Origin of the sequence: Luteimonas sp. BLCC-B24 (genome assembly GCF_028550595.1) — a bacterium.
Classification (GTDB): domain Bacteria; phylum Pseudomonadota; class Gammaproteobacteria; order Xanthomonadales; family Xanthomonadaceae; genus Luteimonas.
In genome coordinates this window covers 577368-594525 of the sequence record NZ_JAQQGN010000001.1, presented here as the reverse complement: position 1 = coordinate 594525, position 17158 = coordinate 577368, and the positions used below count along the sequence as shown (strand labels likewise).

The window sequence follows — 17158 nt, the reverse complement described above, 5'->3', positions numbered from 1 at the left end:
TCGTGGGCCGTTCTGCCGATGCGCCCACCGCGCCACGCCGCCTGTGCCGATCCGCCAACTGCCCGACACCCTGATCAATCAGATCGCCGCGGGCGAGGTCGTCGAACGGCCTGCATCCGTGGTCAAGGAGCTGGTCGAGAACGCGCTCGACGCCGGCGCCCGGCGCGTCGATATCGATCTCGAGGAAGGCGGCGTGCGCCTGATCCGCATCCGTGACGACGGAGGCGGGATTCCGCCCGACGAACTGCCGCTGGCGGTGTCGCGGCACGCGACGAGCAAGATCGGTTCGCTCGACGATCTGGAAGCGGTGGCCACGCTCGGCTTCCGCGGCGAGGCGCTGCCGTCGATCGCGTCGGTGAGCCGTTTCACCCTGGTGTCGCGGCGCGACGAGGCCGAGCACGGCGCGATGCTCCAGGTCGATGGCGGCGCGGTCGGCGACGTCACGCCGCGATCGCATCCGCGCGGCACCACGGTCGAGGTACGCGACCTGTTCTACAACGTGCCTGCGCGCCGCAAGTTCCTGCGCGCCGAGCGCACCGAACTCGGACATATCGAGGAATGGCTGCGCGCGCTGGCGCTGGTGCGGCCCGACGTCGAGTTGCGGGTGAGCCACAACGGCAAGCCGTCGCGTCGCTACAAGGGCGAAGACACGCTGTTCTCCGACGCGCGGCTGTCGGAGACGCTCGGTCGCGATTTCGCCGAGGCCGCGTTGCGCGTCGAGCATGCCGCGGCCGGGCTGCAGCTGCACGGCTGGATCGCGGCGCCGTCGTATTCGCGCGCGAGCGCCGATCAGCAGTATCTCTACGTCAACGGCCGCTCGATCCGCGATCGCAGCGTGGCCCATGCGGTGCGCCAGGCGTATGCGGACGTGATGTATCACGGGCGCCAGCCGGCCTACGTGCTGTTTCTCGAGCTCGATCCCACACGCGTCGACGTCAACGTGCATCCGGCCAAGCACGAAGTGCGCTTCCGCGATGCGCGGCTGATCCACGATTTCGTCTACCGCACCCTGCACGAGGCCCTCGCCGACACGCGCGCGGGGCAGGCCGCGCCTGCCGTCGACGCCCACGCCGCCGCGCCACTCGCGACCGGACCGGGCGGCACCGCGGCCGATGCGCCGACTGCGGCCTGGTCGCGGGCAATGCCGCAGTCGCATCTGTCGTTGCGCGTCGACGAGGCGCGTGCGGCGTACGCGAGTCTCTATGGAACCGGCGACGGCAGCACCCCGGCGGTCGAGGCGGCGCCGGTGATGTCCCGATCGACGGTGGAGCCGGGTCCGGCCGCGGCCGGGCAGGATCACACGGCGTTCGTGCCTCCGCTCGGGTATGCGGTGGCCCAGCTGCACGGCATCTACATCCTGAGCCAGGCGGCTGACGGGATGATCGTGGTCGACATGCACGCCGCGCACGAGCGCATCGGCTACGAGGCGCTGAAGCGCGCTCACGATGGGGACGGGGTGCGCCTGCAGCCGCTGCTGGTGCCGCAGACGGTGGCCGTCTCCGAGCGCGAGGCGGATGTCGCCGAGCAGGAAGCCGCCACGCTGGCCGAACTCGGCTTCGAGGTCTCGCGAAGCGGGCCGCAGTCGCTGATCCTGCGCAGCGTGCCGGCGCTGCTCGCCCAGGGCGACACTGAGGCGTTGCTGCGCGACGTGCTGGCCGATCTGCGCGAACACGGCGAAAGCCGCCGGGTGCGCGCCGCGCGCGACGAGCTGCTGTCGACGATGGCCTGCCACGGCGCGGTGCGTGCGAACCGTCGCCTCACGCTGCCCGAAATGAACGCGTTGCTGCGGCAGATGGAAGCCACCGAACGCTCCGGCCAGTGCAATCACGGACGACCGACCTGGGCGCATTTTCCGCTCGCCGAAATCGATCGCTGGTTCCTGAGAGGACGCTGACATGCCGGTCTCGATACGCGGGATTGTCTGCAGCATGGTCGTCGCGCTGCTGCTCGCCGGTTGCGACGCGACGCCCGGCCCGGGCGACGACACGACCGCGCGCGCCGAGCAGACGCGGCTGGATGCCGAATTCGCGTCACGGACCCAGGTCGCGCGGATGGCGCGCGAGGAAGCGCTAACCGCGCCCGACGGCTGGACCGGCCTGACCGGGTTGCACCGGATCGAACTGCGCTCGCATTTCATCGGCAGCGCGCCCGGCAGCGGCATCCGCCTGAGCCACGGCCCGGCGCGCCTCGGACTGCTGCAGAGCGGCGACGGCGCCTATGCGTTCATGCCCGAGCGCGGCGAGGCCGCGACGCTGGACGGCGCGCCGGTCAGCGGCCGCGTCACGCTGCGCAGCGATCGCGACGGCGCACCCGACTGGCTGGCGTTCGACGAGGGCCGCGGCGCGCTGTCGATCATCGAGCGTGGCGGCATCGCCTTCGTACGCGTGCGCCATGCCGACGCCGAGGCGCGGCGGCGTTTCGCGGGTCTCGAGTACTGGCCGATCGACCGCGCCTGGCGGATCGAGGCGCGGTTCACCCCGGCCGCGCCCGGCACACGGATCGAAATTGCCAACATCCTCGGTCTGATCGAGCCGACCGTCTCGCCGGGGACGGTGCGCTTCGAGCGCGATGGGGCGACGTACACCCTGCAGGCGCTCGAAGGCGCCGACGGCGGCCTGTTCCTGATCCTCGCCGATCGCACCAGCGGACGCGGCAGCTACAGCGCCGGGCGCTATCTCGACACCGCGGCGCCGGACGCGAATGGCCGCGTCGTGCTCGATTTCAACCGTGCCTACAATCCGCCCTGCGCCTTCACCGCCTTCGCCACCTGTCCGTTGCCGCCGGACGGAAACCGTCTCGATCTCGCGATCGAAGCCGGCGAGAAGGCCTATCGTCCGGCGCCCTGAGCGTCGTCACCGGAGTGTCCATGTCGCGTCGCCGTTTTTCACGCCTGCTTCCCGGGCTCGCCGTCGTCCTGTCGCTGCTGGTCGGCGGCGCGGTGCAGGCCGAGCGCCCGGTCATCCCGCAGATCACCGACGTCCCGGTGGCCGCCCCGATGGCCGGACAGCCCGGCGACGTGCCGCGCATCGACGAGGTGCCGCGGTCGCCGCCGGTGCCGCTGCTGTGGCGCGTGGTGGGCGAGGCCGGTGATCTCTATCTGCTCGGCTCGTTCCACTTCCTCACGGCGGACGACTATCCGCTGGCCGACGAGGTCGAACAGGCGTTCGCGGCGGCCGACGAGGTGGTGTTCGAACTCGCGCCCGAAGAGCTGAGTTCGCCGACGCTCGCGATGCAGATGATGCAGGCCGGCCTGCGCACCGACGGCAGCCGCCTTGATGACGACCTCCCGGCCGATGCGGCCGCGCGGCTCGCGACATGGGGCCAAGTGAACCAGGCCACGCTTCAGGCCACCGGCCTCGGAACCCAGGCCTTCCAACTGTTCGAACCCTGGTTCGCCTCGCTGCTGGTCACGACGACCGAACTCGGCCGTTACGGACTGCAGGCGCAGCACGGGCTGGACGTGCATCTCGCACGCCGCGCGCGCGAGGCCGGCCTGGCGACCGCCGGGCTGGAAACGGCCGCGCAGCAGATCGAATTCCTCGACGGCATGGCGCGTGCCGACCAGGTGCAGATGCTGCTCGAAGCGCTCGACCAGGCGGATGCCGGCCCGGCGGCCATCGAGGCGCTGCATTCGACCTGGCGCGCGGGCGACGCCGACGCCCTGTGGACCGGCATGGCCGGCGACATGCGCGCGCGCTCGCCGGCGCTCTACGCCCGCATCAACACCAGCCGCAACGACGCCTGGCTGCCGAAACTCGAGCAGATGCTGCAGCAGCCGGGCACGATTCTCGTCGTCGTCGGTGCCCTGCATCTGCTCGGCGAGGACGGCGTGGTGGAGAAGCTCGCGGCCAAGGGCTACGCGGTCGAGCGGGTCTGCTCGGCCTGCGCGGCGGGGACTGCCGTGCCCGGCGCGGTGCGCGCGCGCTGACCTGCCGCGCCCTCAGGGCGCGATCATCTCGATGCAGTCCACCGGGCACGCGGGCACGCACAGTTCGCAGCCGGTGCACAGTGCGTCGATCACCGTGTGCATCAGTTTGGAGCCGCCGACGATCGCGTCGACCGGGCAGGCCTGGATGCACTTGGTGCAGCCGATGCAGTCGGCTTCGACGACGAGTGCGACGTGCCCGACCTCGTGGAAGCGGCCGCGCGTCCGGTCGTAGGGGCGCGGCGGCACACCGAGCACCTGGGCCAGCACGCGCGCGCCCGCGTCGCCGCCGGGTGGGCAGCGATCGACCTCGGCCGTGCCGGCGGCCATCGCCTCGGCATAGGGGCGGCAGCCGTCGAAACCGCACTGGCCGCACTGGGTCTGCGGCAACAGGCGATCGAGACGTTCGACCAGGGGCGGGTCGTTGGACATCGGTGCAGCGGCGTCGAGACGCGGACGGCGGCGCGCGGATGCGAGGCCGGACGACCGCCGGCCGTCAGCGGACCGGCATGCCCGGCTGCGCGGCGGCGTCGGCGTCCAGAAGCGCGAGCGTGCCGCCGTCGAACCCGGCGGACAGGATCATGCCCTCGCTGAGACCGAAGCGCATCTTGCGCGGGGCGAGGTTGGCGATGAACACCACGTTGCGACCGACCAGCGCGTCCGGTTCGCCGTAGCTGGCGCGGATACCCGAGAAGATCTGGCGAGTGCCGAGTTCGCCGGCATCGAGCTCGAAACGCAGCAGCTTGTCCGAGCCCTCGACGAATTCGCAGGCGACGACCTTGCCGATGCGCAGGTCGAGCCTGGCGAAATCGTCGATCGAAATGTGGGCGGACGCGCCTGCACCCGGCGCGTTCGCCGGCGTCGCGGCCGGTGCGTCGGCGGGCGTTTTTGCAGCGGCCGGAGCGGCGGCGAGGGTGTCCTTGGAGGCGTCGGTCATGGCGTCGATCTGCTTGGGGTCGATTCGGGTGAACAGGGGGGCATAGGGCTGGATGACGTGGTCGAGCAAGGGCGCGTCGAGTGCGCTCCACTGCGCGGCATCGGCACCGAAGAAGCGCTCCACGTCGGCGGCGATGCGCGGCAGTACCGGGCGCAGCGCCGTCGCCAGCACGCGGAACAGGTTCAGCCCCTGCGTGCACACCGCCTGCAGCTCGGCATCCGCGCCGTCCTGCTTGGCGATGACCCAGGGCTTGCGTTCGTCGATGTAGCGGTTGGCCTCGTCGGCCAGCGCCATCACCTGGCGCAGCACGCTGGCGGGTTCGTTGCGCGCATAGGCTTCGCGGATGGGCGCCAGTGCCTCGAGGAAGCGCACGTACACGGCCGGTTCGGGCAGCGCCGGGGCCAGACGGCCGTCGAAGCGCTTGCCGATGAAGCCGGCGCAGCGGCTGGCGAGGTTGACGAACTTGCCGACGAGATCGGCGTTGACCCGGGCGATGAAATCACCGAGGTTGAGGTCCAGATCGTCCACGCCGCCCGAGGACTTGGCGGCGTAGTAGTAACGCAGCGCTTCGGGATCGAGCCCTTGGTCGAGATAGGTGCGCGCCATGACGAACGTCCCGCGCGACTTCGACATCTTGGCGCCGTCGACGGTCAGATAGCCGTTGACGTGCAGCCGCGTGGGCACACGCAGGCCGGCGCCGTGCAGCATCGCCGGCCAGAACAGACCGTGGAAGTTGACGATGTCCTTGCCGATGAAGTGATGCAGTTCAGTTCCGGCATCGGCGTCGAGCCAGGCGTCGAAATCGAGCCCGTCGCGCGCGCACAGCGCCTTGAAGCTGCTGAGGTATCCGATCGGCGCATCCAGCCAGACGTAGAAGAACTTGCCGGGATGGCCCGGGATCTCGAAGCCGAAATAGGGCGCATCGCGCGAGATGTCCCAGGCGCGCAGGCCGCCGTCGCCGTCGAGCCACTCGGCCAGCTTGGCCTTGACCCCCGGCAGCGCGACGTCGCCGGCCAGCCATTCGCGCAGAAAGCCCTCGAAATGGCCGAGCTCGAAGAAGAAATGCTCGGATTCGCGCAGCTCCGGGGTCGCGCCGCTGACGACCGACACCGGGTCGATGAGGTCGCTCGGCGAATACGTCGCGCCGCAGTGCTCGCAGTTGTCGCCGTACTGCTCCGGCGTGCCGCATTTCGGGCACGTGCCCTTGACGTAGCGGTCGGGCAGGAACATGCCGCGCACCGGATCGTAGAGCTGGGCCACGTCGCGGCGCGCGATGTGGCCGCCGGCGTCGAGACGCGCGTAGATCGTTTCGACCAGTGCGCGGTTACCGGCCGAGTGGGTCGAGTCGTAATGATCGAACGCCACGCCGAACTCGGCGAAGTCTCGCTCGTGCCCGGCCTGGATGCCGGAAATGAAGTCTTCCGGCGTGCGCCCGGCCTTCTCGGCCGCCAGCATGATCGGCGTGCCGTGGGTGTCGTCGGCACAGACGAAGTGCGCGGTGTCGCCGTCCATGCGCCGCGCCCGCACCCAGATGTCGGCCTGGATGTAGCCGACCAGATGGCCGAGATGCAGCGGGCCGTTGGCGTAGGGCAGGGCGGTGGTGACGAGCAGCTGGCGGGGCATGGGTATGGCAGTGGCGAGCGGTCGGGAATTATCGCACGCGGCGGCGCCGCGCCCGGGCGGCGCCGTGAGGCCGAGCCGCGCGCGGTGCGCCTCAACCGACATGAAAAAGGCCCGGCGATCGCCGGGCCTTTGGAGTCAGCAGGGCGGCGAGACCCGACGCCTCACTCGCGCTGCCACACCTGCTCGCGGCAGATGAACGCCACGCAGCCCGAGACGCCGAGCCGGCTGGCATCGAGCATCTTCGCCTTCGAGCGGTAGGTCTTGCCGTTGGCCGGGTCGAGGATCGTGCCGCCCGACCACTCGCTGCCGTCGGGGCGCAGATCCCAGAGGATCGTCATGCCCGTGATCGGCCGGTTGCGACGTTCGCCGCTGCACTTGTCACAGGTCGGGTTGGGGCCGCGGTCGGACTGCAGCACCTGGGCCACGCGGCCGCTGAGCGTGCCGTTGGCGGCCTGGGTGATCTCGACGATCGACTTCACCTGGCCGGTGTTGTCGTCGATCGTCTTCCAGCGGCCGACCGGCGACTGCGCCGAGGCCGACAGCGAGGCCAGCATCAGCGGCAGTGCGACGAGCGCCAGCCATCCCATCTTGTTCTTCAACATCGGTCTCCTCCCTCAAGGACTGCGACGACTCGGCAGGCTTGCCCGCGCAGGTGGCGGAGTTATAGCCGATCGGATGCGGGCGCGTCGAAGGCGTGCACCGTCGTTCAGCGGCCGGCGCGAAACGGCCGCCCCCACTAGAATGGTGGCCTGCTTCCGACCCGTTGAATCGCCATGTCCCTCCGCGCCGTCGCGCGCGCGCCGCAAGGCGCGCTGTCTCCTCATCCCCGCATCCGCAACATCCTCGCCGTCGGCTCGGGCAAGGGCGGCGTGGGCAAGTCGACGACCGCGGTCAATCTGGCGCTCGCGCTCGCGGCCGACGGTGCGCGGGTGGGCATTCTGGATGCCGACGTCTACGGGCCGAGCGTGCCCACGATGCTCGGGTTGTCGGGCAAACCGGACAGCCCGGACGGAAAGTCCATCCTGCCGATGCGTGCGCACGGCATCGAGGCGATGTCGATCGGCTTTCTGGTCGAGGCGGACACGCCGATGATCTGGCGCGGGCCCATGGCGACGTCGGCGCTCACCCAACTGCTCAACGACACGCTGTGGGGCGGTGACGAGGGCCTCGACTATCTGCTTGTCGACCTGCCGCCCGGCACCGGCGACATCCAGCTGACGCTCGCGCAGAAGATTCCGGTGGCCGGCGCGGTGGTCGTGACCACGCCGCAGGACGTGGCGACGCTGGACGCGCGCAAGGCGCTGAAGATGTTCGAGAAGGTCGAGGTCGCGGTGCTCGGACTCGTGGAGAACATGGCCCAGCACGTCTGTTCGAAGTGCGGTCACGTGGAGCATCTGTTCGGCAGCGGCGGCGGCGAGCGCATGGCGGCACAGTACGGTGTGCCGTTGCTGGGATCGCTGCCGCTCGAGATCGGCATCCGCGAGCAGGGGGATGCGGGTGTGCCGATCGTGGCCTCGGCGCCGGAATCGGCGGCCGCGCAGGCGTACCGCGATACCGCGCGACGTCTGGTCGTCGAGCTGGAGCGGCGGCCGCGGGTTTCGATCCCGATTTCGGCGTCACTGGTCTGAGGGCGGCGGCGCCGGCCGCGCGTGCAGCCGGCACGTGATCGGAGGCTGCGGGCCCGGACGGACGTCGACCAGCGGCTTGCGCCTCGTACGGCACCTGGGGCCGGTGGAAGCGTCGGCGCCCTGAAGGGGGCCGGGCGTTGCCGGTGCGATACCCGCCGAGAGCGCGCGGGTCTCGCGCTCGCAATACCGCCCGGCCGCGCATGGCGGATGCGGCTCCGATCGGCTGCGGCCCGGGGGTGACGCGGGACGGGCGGCAAGGCGACAATAGGCGTTCCCGTTCGCGCCGCAGGCCCCCGACCCGATGACCATCAAGAGCGACCGCTGGATCCGCCGCATGTCCGAACAGCCCGGCGGCATGATCGAGCCGTTCGAGGCGGGGCAGGTCAAGCAGGCGGACGGACAGCGGATCGTCAGCTACGGCACGTCGAGCTACGGCTACGACGTGCGTTGCTCGCGCGAGTTCAAGGTGTTCACCAACATCAACTCGACGATCGTCGATCCCAAGCACTTCGATCCGAAGAGCTTCGTCGACGTGGTGGGCGACGAGTGCATCATCCCGCCGAATTCCTTCGCGCTCGCGCGCACGGTCGAGTACTTCCGCATTCCGCGCGACGTGCTGGTGGTGTGCCTGGGCAAGAGCACCTACGCCCGCTGCGGCATCATCGTCAACGTCACGCCGCTGGAGCCGGAGTGGGAAGGCCACGTGACGCTCGAATTCAGCAACACCACGCCGCTGCCCGCGCGTATCTACGCGAACGAGGGCGTGGCGCAGATGCTGTTCTTCCAGTCCGACGAGGTCTGCGAGACCTCGTACCGCGACCGGGGCGGCAAGTACCAGGGCCAGACCGGCGTCACCCTGCCGCGCACCTGAGGTCGACTCGGGGGGGCTGACGCTGCCGCGACATCGAAGATCGCGTCTCGTGTCGAGCGTTGACGCTGCAGCGGGCCGGGCTTCCGGCGTCTGCGAACACATCTTATGGATCGCCAAGGCTCCGCGGTCTGCCAGGACTCCCGTTGCGCATTGCGCTGCGTGCGACCGCGCGGAGCCGCATCCGTCGCCGGCGCCGGGCGCGGCGACTGTGCGGTGAAGCGTGGACCTGCGCCCGGTAGCCGCTTCGCGCTGCTCGAGACGTCGCGCCATTCGCCTCACTGTCCGCGCCGGTGCGGCGCTCGGCGCCCTCGTCTGCGCGCGGAGGAAGGGCGCGTGCCAGCGGGCTTGGCCGCGCACACGCGGCGGCCGGAATCGGCGCCTCGCGTTGCAAGCGGCGCTGGCGAGCCGCGTGCGCGTGACCGCAGCCACGAGCTGCTCCGGCTGTGCAGCGCCCGCGAACGGCATGAACGCGCCCGGGCGGCGACACCTTTGCGACGGCGCGGCGCGACCAACTGGGCCGTGGGCCGTGGGCCGTGGGCCGCAGGGCGCCTATGCCGGTAGATGCCGGGTCAGCACGCTGATCCGCTCGACCAGCTGCTCGGGCGAGTACGGCCGCGCCGCAACCCGGCCCCAGACCGGCGCAGGCCAGGCGGGATCGTCCTGGTTGCGCCCGATCACGTGCACATGCAGTTGCGGCACGAGGTTGCCCAGCGCCGCGACATTGAGCTTGAACGGCTGGAACGCGGCGCGGAGCGCGCGTGCGGCGAGGTCGATCTCGTCGGTGAGCGTCCGCCGCTGTGCCGCGTCCAGGTCGATGAGTTCGCGCGCATCGGCGACACGCGGCACCAGGACCAGCCACGGATAGTTGGCATCGTCCATCAGGCGCAGTTCGCACAGGTCCAGGCTGGCGAGGGGATGGGTGTCGTCGGCGAGGCGCGGGTCCAGGGTGTATCCGGCAGGCAGGGACATGGCGATCCGTCCTTCAGCGCAGGGCTGTGGCGAGGAATTTCATCGTCCGGCGGCGTGCATCCGCAGCGCTGTCGGGCGCGTAGTGGGCGGGGTCGACGTCGCGGTTGAAGCCGTGGCCGGCGGGGTAGACGTGCACCTCGGCCGCGGGTTGCCGCTGGCGATGCGCCTCGATGTCCGCGGGCGGAATGCTGGCGTCCTCCGCGCCGAAGTGGAACAGCATCGGCGCCTGCAGCACTTCGTCCAGGACGGGAACGGTGCGCGCGCCGTAATAGCTCACCGCCGGCAGCCCCAGGCGAGTGTTGGCGAGGAAGGCCAGCGTACCGCCCCAGCAGAAGCCGACCGCCGCGATCTGCCGGTGGCCGTCCTGGCGCAGCAGGTCGCGCGTTGCGCGCAGGATGCCGACCGCGGCGTCGAGCCCCAGCTCGCCGGCCAGGCGGCGGCCTTCGGCGAAGCCGTCGTCGTCGTAGCCGAGCTCGACGTTGCGGGACACGGGGTCGAACAGCGCCGGCGCGATCGCCACGTAGCCCGCCGCGGCGTAGCCGTCGGCGATGCTGCGGATGTGGGCGTTGACCCCGAAGATCTCCTGGATCACGACGATCGCGCCCTTGGCGGCGGCCTTGTGCGGCGGATCGGCGCGCCAGGCGGCGACCGGCCCGGAGGGTGTGGCGACGACGATGTCCCGACCCATGCCAACCTCCGACGTGTTCATCAGACCGGCCCGAGTCTAACCGAGGCTCCGGGCCACCGCGGGCACGCGAAGCCGGGCGGTATACTGCGCGGTCCGTCCGCCTCGCCGCGCCGGCGCTCCGCCGCCCGTTCGCGCGCCGGCGACCCGTCTCCTGTCCAGCCACGGTCCCCATGTCCGCAGCCAATCCCAAGGTCGGTTTCGTCAGTCTCGGCTGCCCGAAAGCCCTCGTCGATTCCGAACGCATCCTCACCCAGTTGCGGGTGGAGGGCTACGACATCGTGCCCAGCTACGACGATGCCGATGTCGTCGTCGTCAACACCTGCGGCTTCATCGACTCGGCGGTGACCGAATCGCTGGATGCGATCGGCGAGGCCATCGCCGAGAACGGCAAGGTCATCGTGACCGGGTGCCTGGGCAAGCGCGAAGAGGTGATCCGCGAGGCGCACCCGGGTGTGCTGTCGATCAGCGGGCCGCAGGATTACGGCTCGGTGATGCGCGCGGTCCACACGGCTGCGCCACAGGTCCACAACCCCTTCGTCGATCTGGTGCCGCGGCGCGCGGCGGCCGACGACATCGGTATCAAGCTCACGCCCAAGCATTACGCGTATCTCAAGATTTCCGAAGGCTGCAACCACCGCTGCAGCTTCTGCATCATCCCGTCGATGCGCGGCGACCTGGTCTCGCGTCCGGTCGACGACGTGCTGCGCGAGGCCGAGAAGCTGGTGCGCGGCGGCGTGCGCGAGCTGCTGGTGATCTCGCAGGACACGTCCGCCTACGGCGTCGACGTGCGTTACGCCGAACGCACCTGGCGCGAGCGTCAATACGCGACGCGCATGAAGGCGCTGTGCGAAGGCCTGTCCGAACTCGGCGTGTGGACGCGCCTGCATTACGTGTACCCGTATCCGCACGTCGACGACATCATTCCGCTGATGACCGAGCGCCATGCCGACGGCATGCCCAAGCTGCTGCCGTATCTCGACGTGCCGCTGCAGCACGCCAGTCCGCGCATTCTCAAGCTGATGAAGCGGCCCGGCGCGATCGACAAGACCCGGGAGCGCATCGCGCGCTGGCGCGAGATCTGCCCGGAGCTGACGATCCGCAGCACCTTCATCGTCGGCTTCCCCGGTGAGACCGAGGACGATTTCCAGCAGCTGCTGGATTTCCTCGACGAGGCGCAACTGGACCGTGTCGGCGCGTTCGCGTATTCGCCGGTCGAGGGCGCCACCGCGAACGCGCTGCCGGATGCGGTGCCCGAAGAGGTGAAGCAGACGCGTCTCGCGCGCTTCATGGAGAAGCAGGCCGAGATTTCCACCGCGCGGCTCGAAGCCAAGGTCGGCAGCGTGCAGACCTGCCTGGTGGACGTGGTCGACGGCGAACTGGCGATCGCGCGCACGATGGGCGACGCGCCCGAGATCGACGGCGTCGTGCAGATCCAGGACGGCCGCGACGCCGGCCTGCAGCCGGGCGATTTCGTCGATGTCGCGATCATGGGCAGCGACGAGCACGACCTCTACGGCGAGGTCGACGAGGTGCTGGGATGAGCCGCGGCGCGGTCCTGGCCCTGTCGGCGCTGGTCCTCGCGCTGGGCGCCGGTGCCGCGCAGGCGGACGCTCTCAGCGGGACCTATCGTCCGGCAGGCGACACGGCCTCTCTACCGGCCGGCGCGCAGCTCACGGTGCGCGCCGAAGGCCGCGGCTGGCTGGCGATGTTCCAGGGCGAAGGACTGGCGCTGTTGCCGCTCGCCGGGTTCGAACAGGCCGGCCTGTTCCCGGGCGTGCCGGCGGCTGCAGGCCTGCGATGCGCGTCGTCGGCGGCGTTCCTGCTGTGCCGCGTGGCGCCGGGCACCGAACTGCCGGACAAGGGCTTCACGTCGCGGACCGGCTGGTTCATGGCGTTCTCCGACCGGCAGATCTTCGACATGGAGCGGGTCGACTGATGCTGCCGTGGCGCGCGCGACGGCGCGTTGAACGGCGTACGCGACGCCCGGCAAGGCCCGGCCTGCAAGCGCGTTCGTAGCGACCCGCAGCGGGCGTGCCGTCAGGGCGGCGGCTCACCGCTGGCGCGGAATTCCGCGTCGACCGTGTCGATGTAGGTCCAGACCGCCGATTCGATCGCGTCGAGCGCGCTGATCGCACCGGGCAGGCGTTCGCGGCCGCCGTCGCCGCCGTCGTCGCGCATGCGCCCGGACGCGTTGTAGGCGACCAGGGATTGCCACGCCGGCAGGCGCGCGTCGACGGTGTCCAGCAGCGCCCGCAGCGCCGCGTCCGACCGGGTGTCGCCGGGCAGCGCCAGGGCGGCGCTGGCCCGCGCTTCGAAGTCGGGACCGAAATGATGCGTGTCGCTGCGCGCCCGCCAGAACGCGCCCAGCCGGAACCGTTCGTCGTCCGCGGCGCGCGGGCTGCGCGGCGGCGGACCCCGTTCGATCGGAAACCCGCGCAGGCGTTGCGCGATGGCCGCATGGGCCTGCGCCTTCGGCGCCGACGCGTCGGCGGTGGGCAGCGCGCGTTCTGCGGAACGGGGCGCGGATCGGGCGGCGCCATCATCAGGCGCGCGGTCTCCAGCGCAGGCCGACACACCGGCCAGCGCCAGCGCCGCGAGTGCCACGCGCAGGCCGTGCGGCCAGTGCCGCGCCCCGAGCGTGCAGGCGGTCACCGGCCGTAGTCCACCGCCAGCACTGCGAACACGCGCCGTCCGCCGGGCAGTTCGACCGCGAACTCGTCGTCGACGCGCTTCTTCAGCAGCGCGCGAGCCAGCGGCGAATCGATGCTGATCCAGCCGAGCCGGGCATCGGTCTCGTCCGGGCCGACGATGCGGTAGCGGCTGCATTCGCCGCTGTCGACGTCTTCCAGTTCCACGTGCGCGCCGAAGAACACGGCGTCCGGATCGGTCGGTGCGGTGTCGACCACGCGCAGCGCTTCCAGCCGCTTGCTGAGGTAGCGCACGCGGCGGTCGATCTCGCCCAGCTGTTTCTTGCGGTAGGTGTATTCGGCGTTCTCCGAACGGTCGCCCTCGGCCGCCGCGGCCGACAGTGCACGCACGACTTCGGGGCGGCGCACGCGCCACAGATCGTCGAGTTCGGCCTTCAGCCGCGCATGCCCCTCGGGCGTGATCAGCGCGGTGCTTTTCTCTGCGGGCGGGCGCCAGCGGCTCATCGCACGCTCACTTCAGCCGGATCCCGCCGAGGATGTTGCGCATGATCCGGTTGGTGACCGTGCGCACCGCCTGCTTGCCGGCGGCCTGCACCGCACCCTGGCGCCGGTTGGTGCCGAACAGGAACTCGTTGACCATGCGGCCGATGCCGCCTTCGTTCGACGACGCCTGACTGCCCGCGTTTCGGCCCGTCGCCGGCGGAGCATCGACAGCGCTGGCTTCGGCGCGCTGGGCCAGGCGTTCGGCCGCCGATTCGCGGTTGATCGCGGTGTCGTACTTCGCGCCCACCGGACTGCCGGCGCGCACCGTCGCGCGCTCGGCATCGCTGATCGCGCCCATGCGGCACCGCGGCGGCGCGATCAGCACGCGCTCGACCGGCATCGGCACGCCCGTGTCCTGCAGCATCGAGACCAGCGCCTCGCTGGTGCCCAGCGTGGCGATGGTGGCGGCGACGTCGAGCGCCGGGTTGGCGACGAAGGTCTGCGCGGCCGTGCGCACGGCTTTTTGGTCGCGCGGCGTGTAGGCGCGCAGGGCGTGCTGCACGCGATTGCCGAGCTGGCCGAGCACGGCGTCGGGCACGTCGTCTGGGAACTGCGAGCAGAAGTACACGCCGACCCCCTTGGAGCGCACCAGCCGCACCACCTGCTCGATGCGCTGCTGCAGCGCCGCCGGCGCGTCGCCGAACAGCAGATGCGCCTCGTCGAACACGAACACCAGTTTCGGCCGGTCGAGATCACCGACCTCGGGCAGGGTCTCGTAGAACTGCGACAGCAACCACAGCAGAAAGGTCGCGTACAGCCGCGGTTTGAGCACCAGCCGGTCGGCGGCGAGGATGCCGATCACGCCGCGGCCGTCGGTGCGGGTGCGCATCAGATCGGCCAGCTCCAGCGCCGGCTCCCCGAAGAACTGCGTGCCGCCATCCTGGTCCAGGCGCAGCAGCGCACGCTGGATCGCCGCGATCGACGGCGCGCTGACCAGGCCGTATTCGGTGGAGACGGTCTTGCGCTCTTCGGCAACGAGGCCCAGCAGCGCACGCAGATCGTCGAGGTCGAGCAGCAGCAGGCCGCGGTCGTCGGCGAGCTTGAACACGATGTCGAGCACGCCGGACTGGGTCTCGTTGAGTTCGAGGATGCGCGCCAGCAGCGTCGGCCCCATCTCGCTGACGGTCGTGCGCACCGGATGGCCGGAGACGCCGAACAGGTCCCAGAACACGACGGGACTGGCCTCGGGCACATAGCCGTCGACGCCGAGTTGCGCGGCGCGCTTGAGAACGCGGTCCGAGCCGTCGCCCGCCACGGCCAGTCCGGCCACGTCCCCCTTCACATCGGCCATGAACACCGGCACGCCGATGCGCGAGAAGCCCTCGGCCAGCGTCATCAGCGTGACCGTCTTGCCGGTGCCGGTGGCGCCGGCCACCAGGCCGTGGCGGTTGGCGAGCCGCGGCAGCAGATGCACCGGGCCGGCGTCCGGTGTGGTGACGGCCTTGCCGACGAGGATCGGATCCATGCGCGTGGTCCAAAAAGCGATGCCGCGATTCTAGCGAGTGCGTCACGCCACGCGCCTTGCCCCGTTTCGACGGCGGGGGCTACCCTGCGTGCCCCGTTCGCAGGACCCCGTGCCGATGCCCATGCCCGTTTCCCTGATCGCCCGACTCGGTGCATCCGCGCTCGTGCTGGCCCTCGGCGGCCACGCCGCCGATGCGAATGCGCAATCGCGCCGGGACCGGGAGGCCAGCGAAGCGCTCGAACAGCGCATGGTCGAGGCCGAGGCGCGCTACCGCCAGGCGCTGGTGCAGATCGCCAACGACGATCCCGCGGGTCTCGATGCGAGCAACGCCGCGCTGGAGGACATGGAGGACGTGATCCTGGCCTGCGAGCGCCAGCGCGGCTGTGGCGTGTCGCAGCTGCTGACGAGCTACAAGCGCCTGCTCAAGGCCGATGCCGATGCCCAGGCCGGGCAGGGCGCCGACGGCAGCGATCCCGCGCGTCCGGAGGACGGCGCGCTGCCGACCGCCGACGTGCCGGCCGCGGCCAGCGCCGCCGCGCTGCTCACCGAGGACGAGCGCTTCAAGCGCATGGTCGAACTCAATCCGGCCGTGCAGGCCTCGATCCGCCGCTGGCTCACCGACATGCGCGTGTCGTTGATCACCAGCCACGAGAACTACCAGTACATGCGTCATCTGATGTCGCCGGCATTCAAGCGCAGCGGCCTGCCCGAGGCGCTGCTGTTCGGCATCCTGGCCAAGGAATCCAACGGCCGCGTGCATGCGCGCTCGCGCGCCGGCGCCGCCGGGCCGCTGCAGTTCATGCCCGCCACCGGGCGCCGCTTCGGTCTCGGCCCGGACGGCACCGGCTTCGATACGCGTTACGACCCGCGACTGGCCGCCGATGCGGCCGCGGTCTACCTCAACGAACGCTTCGCCCAGCACGGCAACGAGATCGAATACTGGCTGGCCGCCTACAACGGCGGCGAGGGGCGCGCGCTGCGGATCTACCGCGAGGCCAACGGCCGGCGGTTCTGGGATCCGGACATCTACAACCAGTTCCCGGCCGAAACCAAGGACTACGTGCCGATGGTGATCGCGGCGGCCTGGCTGTACCTGCACCCCGAGGAATACGGCCTGAGCTTTCCGCGGGTGGACGCCCGACCGGCGACGTTCACGCTGGAGCGCCCCGCCTCGGTCTACGAGCTGACGATCTGTCTCGGCAACGGCACCACCCGCGACGGTTACATGCGCGCGCTGCGCAACCTCAATCCCAGCTACGAACCGGAGACGCTGATTCCGGCCGGTACCACGCTCAACGGCACCGTGCGCATGGCCGGCCTCTACCGCCAGTGGTGCGCGCGCGGCGCGCGGGCCGATCTCGCCGCGCAGCTGGTCAACAGCGATCCGCGTGCGGCGATCGTGCGCACCGGCGCGATCGAGGTGCTGCCGGCGAGCGACGACGCGCCACCGGCGGCGATCGCGCCCGCACCGGCCGCCCCGCGTCCGCCGCAGGCCGCGTCGACGCCGGCGCGCAGCCACCGCGTCGCCCGCGGTGAGACCCTCGGTGCGATTTCCCAGCGCTACGGCTGCGACACGGCCACGCTGGCGCGCGCGAACAACCTGCGGGCGCCGGCGTACGCGCTGCGGCAGGGCCAGTCGCTGACGCTGGAAGGCTGCACGCGCTGACCGCCGCTCCGGCGCATGGCGGGCGGTGGGTGCCGCGCCTTGCTGCCGCGCTGCGCGGCGTCCCCGCGCGACGACTCTCGCGGCGGGCGCCGGGCGGTGACGCACCTGGCCGCGTCCCCTGACGACACCGCGCTGCGTGATCGTCGCGCGTCACGGGCACGCCGCTGCAGATCGCGCGGGATGCCCCGGCATGGG

General features: G+C 70.9%; 16 protein-coding genes. 8 read left to right on the top strand and 8 right to left on the bottom strand.

From position 1 onward, the window contains the following. The first annotated feature begins 43 nt into the window (after window positions 1–43). Genes mutL through PQS31_RS02930 form a run of 3 tightly spaced genes read left to right on the top strand, consistent with a single transcriptional unit; the run spans window position 44 to window position 3928 of the window. Window positions 44–1894 carry a DNA mismatch repair endonuclease MutL gene (gene mutL, locus PQS31_RS02940; protein ID WP_272761175.1) on the top strand — a complete coding sequence of 617 codons (1851 nt, stop codon included), beginning with the start codon at window positions 44–46 and terminating at the stop codon, window positions 1892–1894. A 34-nt stretch (window positions 1895–1928) separates the two neighbouring features. Beyond that, a complete protein-coding gene (locus PQS31_RS02935) occupies window positions 1929–2846 on the top strand; it encodes a DUF1684 domain-containing protein (RefSeq protein WP_272761174.1) in 918 nt (305 codons plus the stop codon). Window positions 2847–2866: 20 nt separating this feature from the next. Beyond that, entirely contained in the window at window positions 2867–3928 is a 1062-nt protein-coding gene (locus PQS31_RS02930) for a TraB/GumN family protein (RefSeq protein ID WP_272761173.1), read from the top strand. A gap of 12 nt (window positions 3929–3940) precedes the next feature. Here PQS31_RS02930 and rnfB read toward each other — a convergent pair whose 3' ends face one another. The 3 genes from rnfB to PQS31_RS02915 form a co-directional block, all read right to left on the bottom strand. Next, window positions 3941–4357: an Rnf electron transport complex subunit RnfB gene (rnfB, locus tag PQS31_RS02925; protein ID WP_272761172.1), complete on the bottom strand. Its 417-nt coding sequence runs from the start codon at window positions 4355–4357 to the stop codon at window positions 3941–3943. Window positions 4358–4421: 64 nt separating this feature from the next. Continuing rightward, complete coding sequence (gene metG / locus PQS31_RS02920; protein WP_272761171.1) at window positions 4422–6485, bottom strand: methionine--tRNA ligase; 2064 nt, start codon at window positions 6483–6485, stop codon at window positions 4422–4424. A 161-nt stretch (window positions 6486–6646) separates the two neighbouring features. After that, window positions 6647–7087: a DUF2147 domain-containing protein gene (locus PQS31_RS02915; RefSeq protein WP_272761170.1), complete on the bottom strand. Its 441-nt coding sequence runs from the start codon at window positions 7085–7087 to the stop codon at window positions 6647–6649. Between the two features lie 171 nt (window positions 7088–7258). Here PQS31_RS02915 and apbC point away from each other — a divergent pair, with 171 nt between their 5' ends. Together apbC and dcd are read left to right on the top strand one after the other, a co-directional pair. Next, a complete protein-coding gene (apbC, locus tag PQS31_RS02910; protein ID WP_272761169.1) occupies window positions 7259–8113 on the top strand; it encodes an iron-sulfur cluster carrier protein ApbC in 855 nt (284 codons plus the stop codon). 301 nt (window positions 8114–8414) lie between these two features. After that, window positions 8415–8984: a dCTP deaminase gene (gene dcd / locus PQS31_RS02905; RefSeq protein WP_272761168.1), complete on the top strand. Its 570-nt coding sequence runs from the start codon at window positions 8415–8417 to the stop codon at window positions 8982–8984. Window positions 8985–9533: 549 nt separating this feature from the next. On the opposite strand, the gene PQS31_RS02900 is transcribed toward dcd, so the two are convergent. Both PQS31_RS02900 and PQS31_RS02895 read right to left on the bottom strand, forming a co-directional pair. Continuing rightward, window positions 9534–9953: an HIT family protein gene (locus PQS31_RS02900; protein ID WP_272761167.1), complete on the bottom strand. Its 420-nt coding sequence runs from the start codon at window positions 9951–9953 to the stop codon at window positions 9534–9536. A gap of 13 nt (window positions 9954–9966) precedes the next feature. Continuing rightward, window positions 9967–10641, bottom strand: coding sequence for a dienelactone hydrolase family protein (locus tag PQS31_RS02895; RefSeq protein WP_272761166.1), 675 nt, complete (start codon window positions 10639–10641; stop codon window positions 9967–9969). 170 nt (window positions 10642–10811) lie between these two features. Between PQS31_RS02895 and rimO the strand changes: the two genes are divergently transcribed. Then, complete coding sequence (gene rimO / locus PQS31_RS02890) at window positions 10812–12182, top strand: 30S ribosomal protein S12 methylthiotransferase RimO (RefSeq protein WP_272761165.1); 1371 nt, start codon at window positions 10812–10814, stop codon at window positions 12180–12182. Then, window positions 12179–12577: a hypothetical protein gene (locus PQS31_RS02885; protein ID WP_272761164.1), complete on the top strand. Its 399-nt coding sequence runs from the start codon at window positions 12179–12181 to the stop codon at window positions 12575–12577. Before rimO ends, PQS31_RS02885 begins: the two co-directional genes overlap by 4 nt. A 101-nt stretch (window positions 12578–12678) precedes the next feature. Here the strand turns inward: PQS31_RS02885 and PQS31_RS02880 are convergent, their stop codons facing one another. Genes PQS31_RS02880 through PQS31_RS02870 form a run of 3 tightly spaced genes read right to left on the bottom strand, consistent with a single transcriptional unit; the run spans window position 12679 to window position 15297 of the window. Further along, window positions 12679–13293: a hypothetical protein gene (locus PQS31_RS02880; RefSeq protein ID WP_272761163.1), complete on the bottom strand. Its 615-nt coding sequence runs from the start codon at window positions 13291–13293 to the stop codon at window positions 12679–12681. Then, on the bottom strand, window positions 13290–13793 hold the full coding sequence (gene greB, locus PQS31_RS02875; RefSeq protein ID WP_272761162.1) for a transcription elongation factor GreB: 504 nt from the start codon (window positions 13791–13793) through the stop codon (window positions 13290–13292). Before greB ends, PQS31_RS02880 begins: the two co-directional genes overlap by 4 nt. A gap of 7 nt (window positions 13794–13800) precedes the next feature. Next, window positions 13801–15297 carry a helicase HerA-like domain-containing protein gene (locus PQS31_RS02870; protein WP_272761161.1) on the bottom strand — a complete coding sequence of 499 codons (1497 nt, stop codon included), beginning with the start codon at window positions 15295–15297 and terminating at the stop codon, window positions 13801–13803. A 115-nt stretch (window positions 15298–15412) separates the two neighbouring features. On the opposite strand from PQS31_RS02870, the gene PQS31_RS02865 reads away from it, so the two are divergent. Continuing rightward, window positions 15413–16963 carry a transglycosylase SLT domain-containing protein gene (locus PQS31_RS02865; protein ID WP_272761160.1) on the top strand — a complete coding sequence of 517 codons (1551 nt, stop codon included), beginning with the start codon at window positions 15413–15415 and terminating at the stop codon, window positions 16961–16963. Window positions 16964–17158 lie beyond the last annotated feature (195 nt).

Excerpts from the sequence above, each read along its gene's own strand:
- PQS31_RS02885 (WP_272761164.1), top strand. The coding sequence starts at position 12,179 with ATGAGCCGCGGCGCGGTCCTGGCCCTGTCGGCGCTGGTCCTCGCGCTG.
- PQS31_RS02870 (WP_272761161.1), bottom strand. The coding sequence starts at position 15,297 with ATGGATCCGATCCTCGTCGGCAAGGCCGTCACCACACCGGACGCCGGC.
- metG (WP_272761171.1), bottom strand. The coding sequence starts at position 6,485 with ATGCCCCGCCAGCTGCTCGTCACCACCGCCCTGCCCTACGCCAACGGC.
- PQS31_RS02900 (WP_272761167.1), bottom strand. The coding sequence starts at position 9,953 with ATGTCCCTGCCTGCCGGATACACCCTGGACCCGCGCCTCGCCGACGAC.
- PQS31_RS02935 (WP_272761174.1), top strand. The coding sequence starts at position 1,929 with ATGGTCGTCGCGCTGCTGCTCGCCGGTTGCGACGCGACGCCCGGCCCG.
- PQS31_RS02865 (WP_272761160.1), top strand. The coding sequence starts at position 15,413 with ATGCCCATGCCCGTTTCCCTGATCGCCCGACTCGGTGCATCCGCGCTC.
- dcd (WP_272761168.1), top strand. The coding sequence starts at position 8,415 with ATGACCATCAAGAGCGACCGCTGGATCCGCCGCATGTCCGAACAGCCC.
- greB (WP_272761162.1), bottom strand. The coding sequence starts at position 13,793 with ATGAGCCGCTGGCGCCCGCCCGCAGAGAAAAGCACCGCGCTGATCACG.
- rnfB (WP_272761172.1), bottom strand. The coding sequence starts at position 4,357 with ATGTCCAACGACCCGCCCCTGGTCGAACGTCTCGATCGCCTGTTGCCG.
- rimO (WP_272761165.1), top strand. The coding sequence starts at position 10,812 with ATGTCCGCAGCCAATCCCAAGGTCGGTTTCGTCAGTCTCGGCTGCCCG.
- PQS31_RS02915 (WP_272761170.1), bottom strand. The coding sequence starts at position 7,087 with ATGTTGAAGAACAAGATGGGATGGCTGGCGCTCGTCGCACTGCCGCTG.
- PQS31_RS02930 (WP_272761173.1), top strand. The coding sequence starts at position 2,867 with ATGTCGCGTCGCCGTTTTTCACGCCTGCTTCCCGGGCTCGCCGTCGTC.
- PQS31_RS02895 (WP_272761166.1), bottom strand. The coding sequence starts at position 10,641 with ATGGGTCGGGACATCGTCGTCGCCACACCCTCCGGGCCGGTCGCCGCC.
- apbC (WP_272761169.1), top strand. The coding sequence starts at position 7,259 with ATGTCCCTCCGCGCCGTCGCGCGCGCGCCGCAAGGCGCGCTGTCTCCT.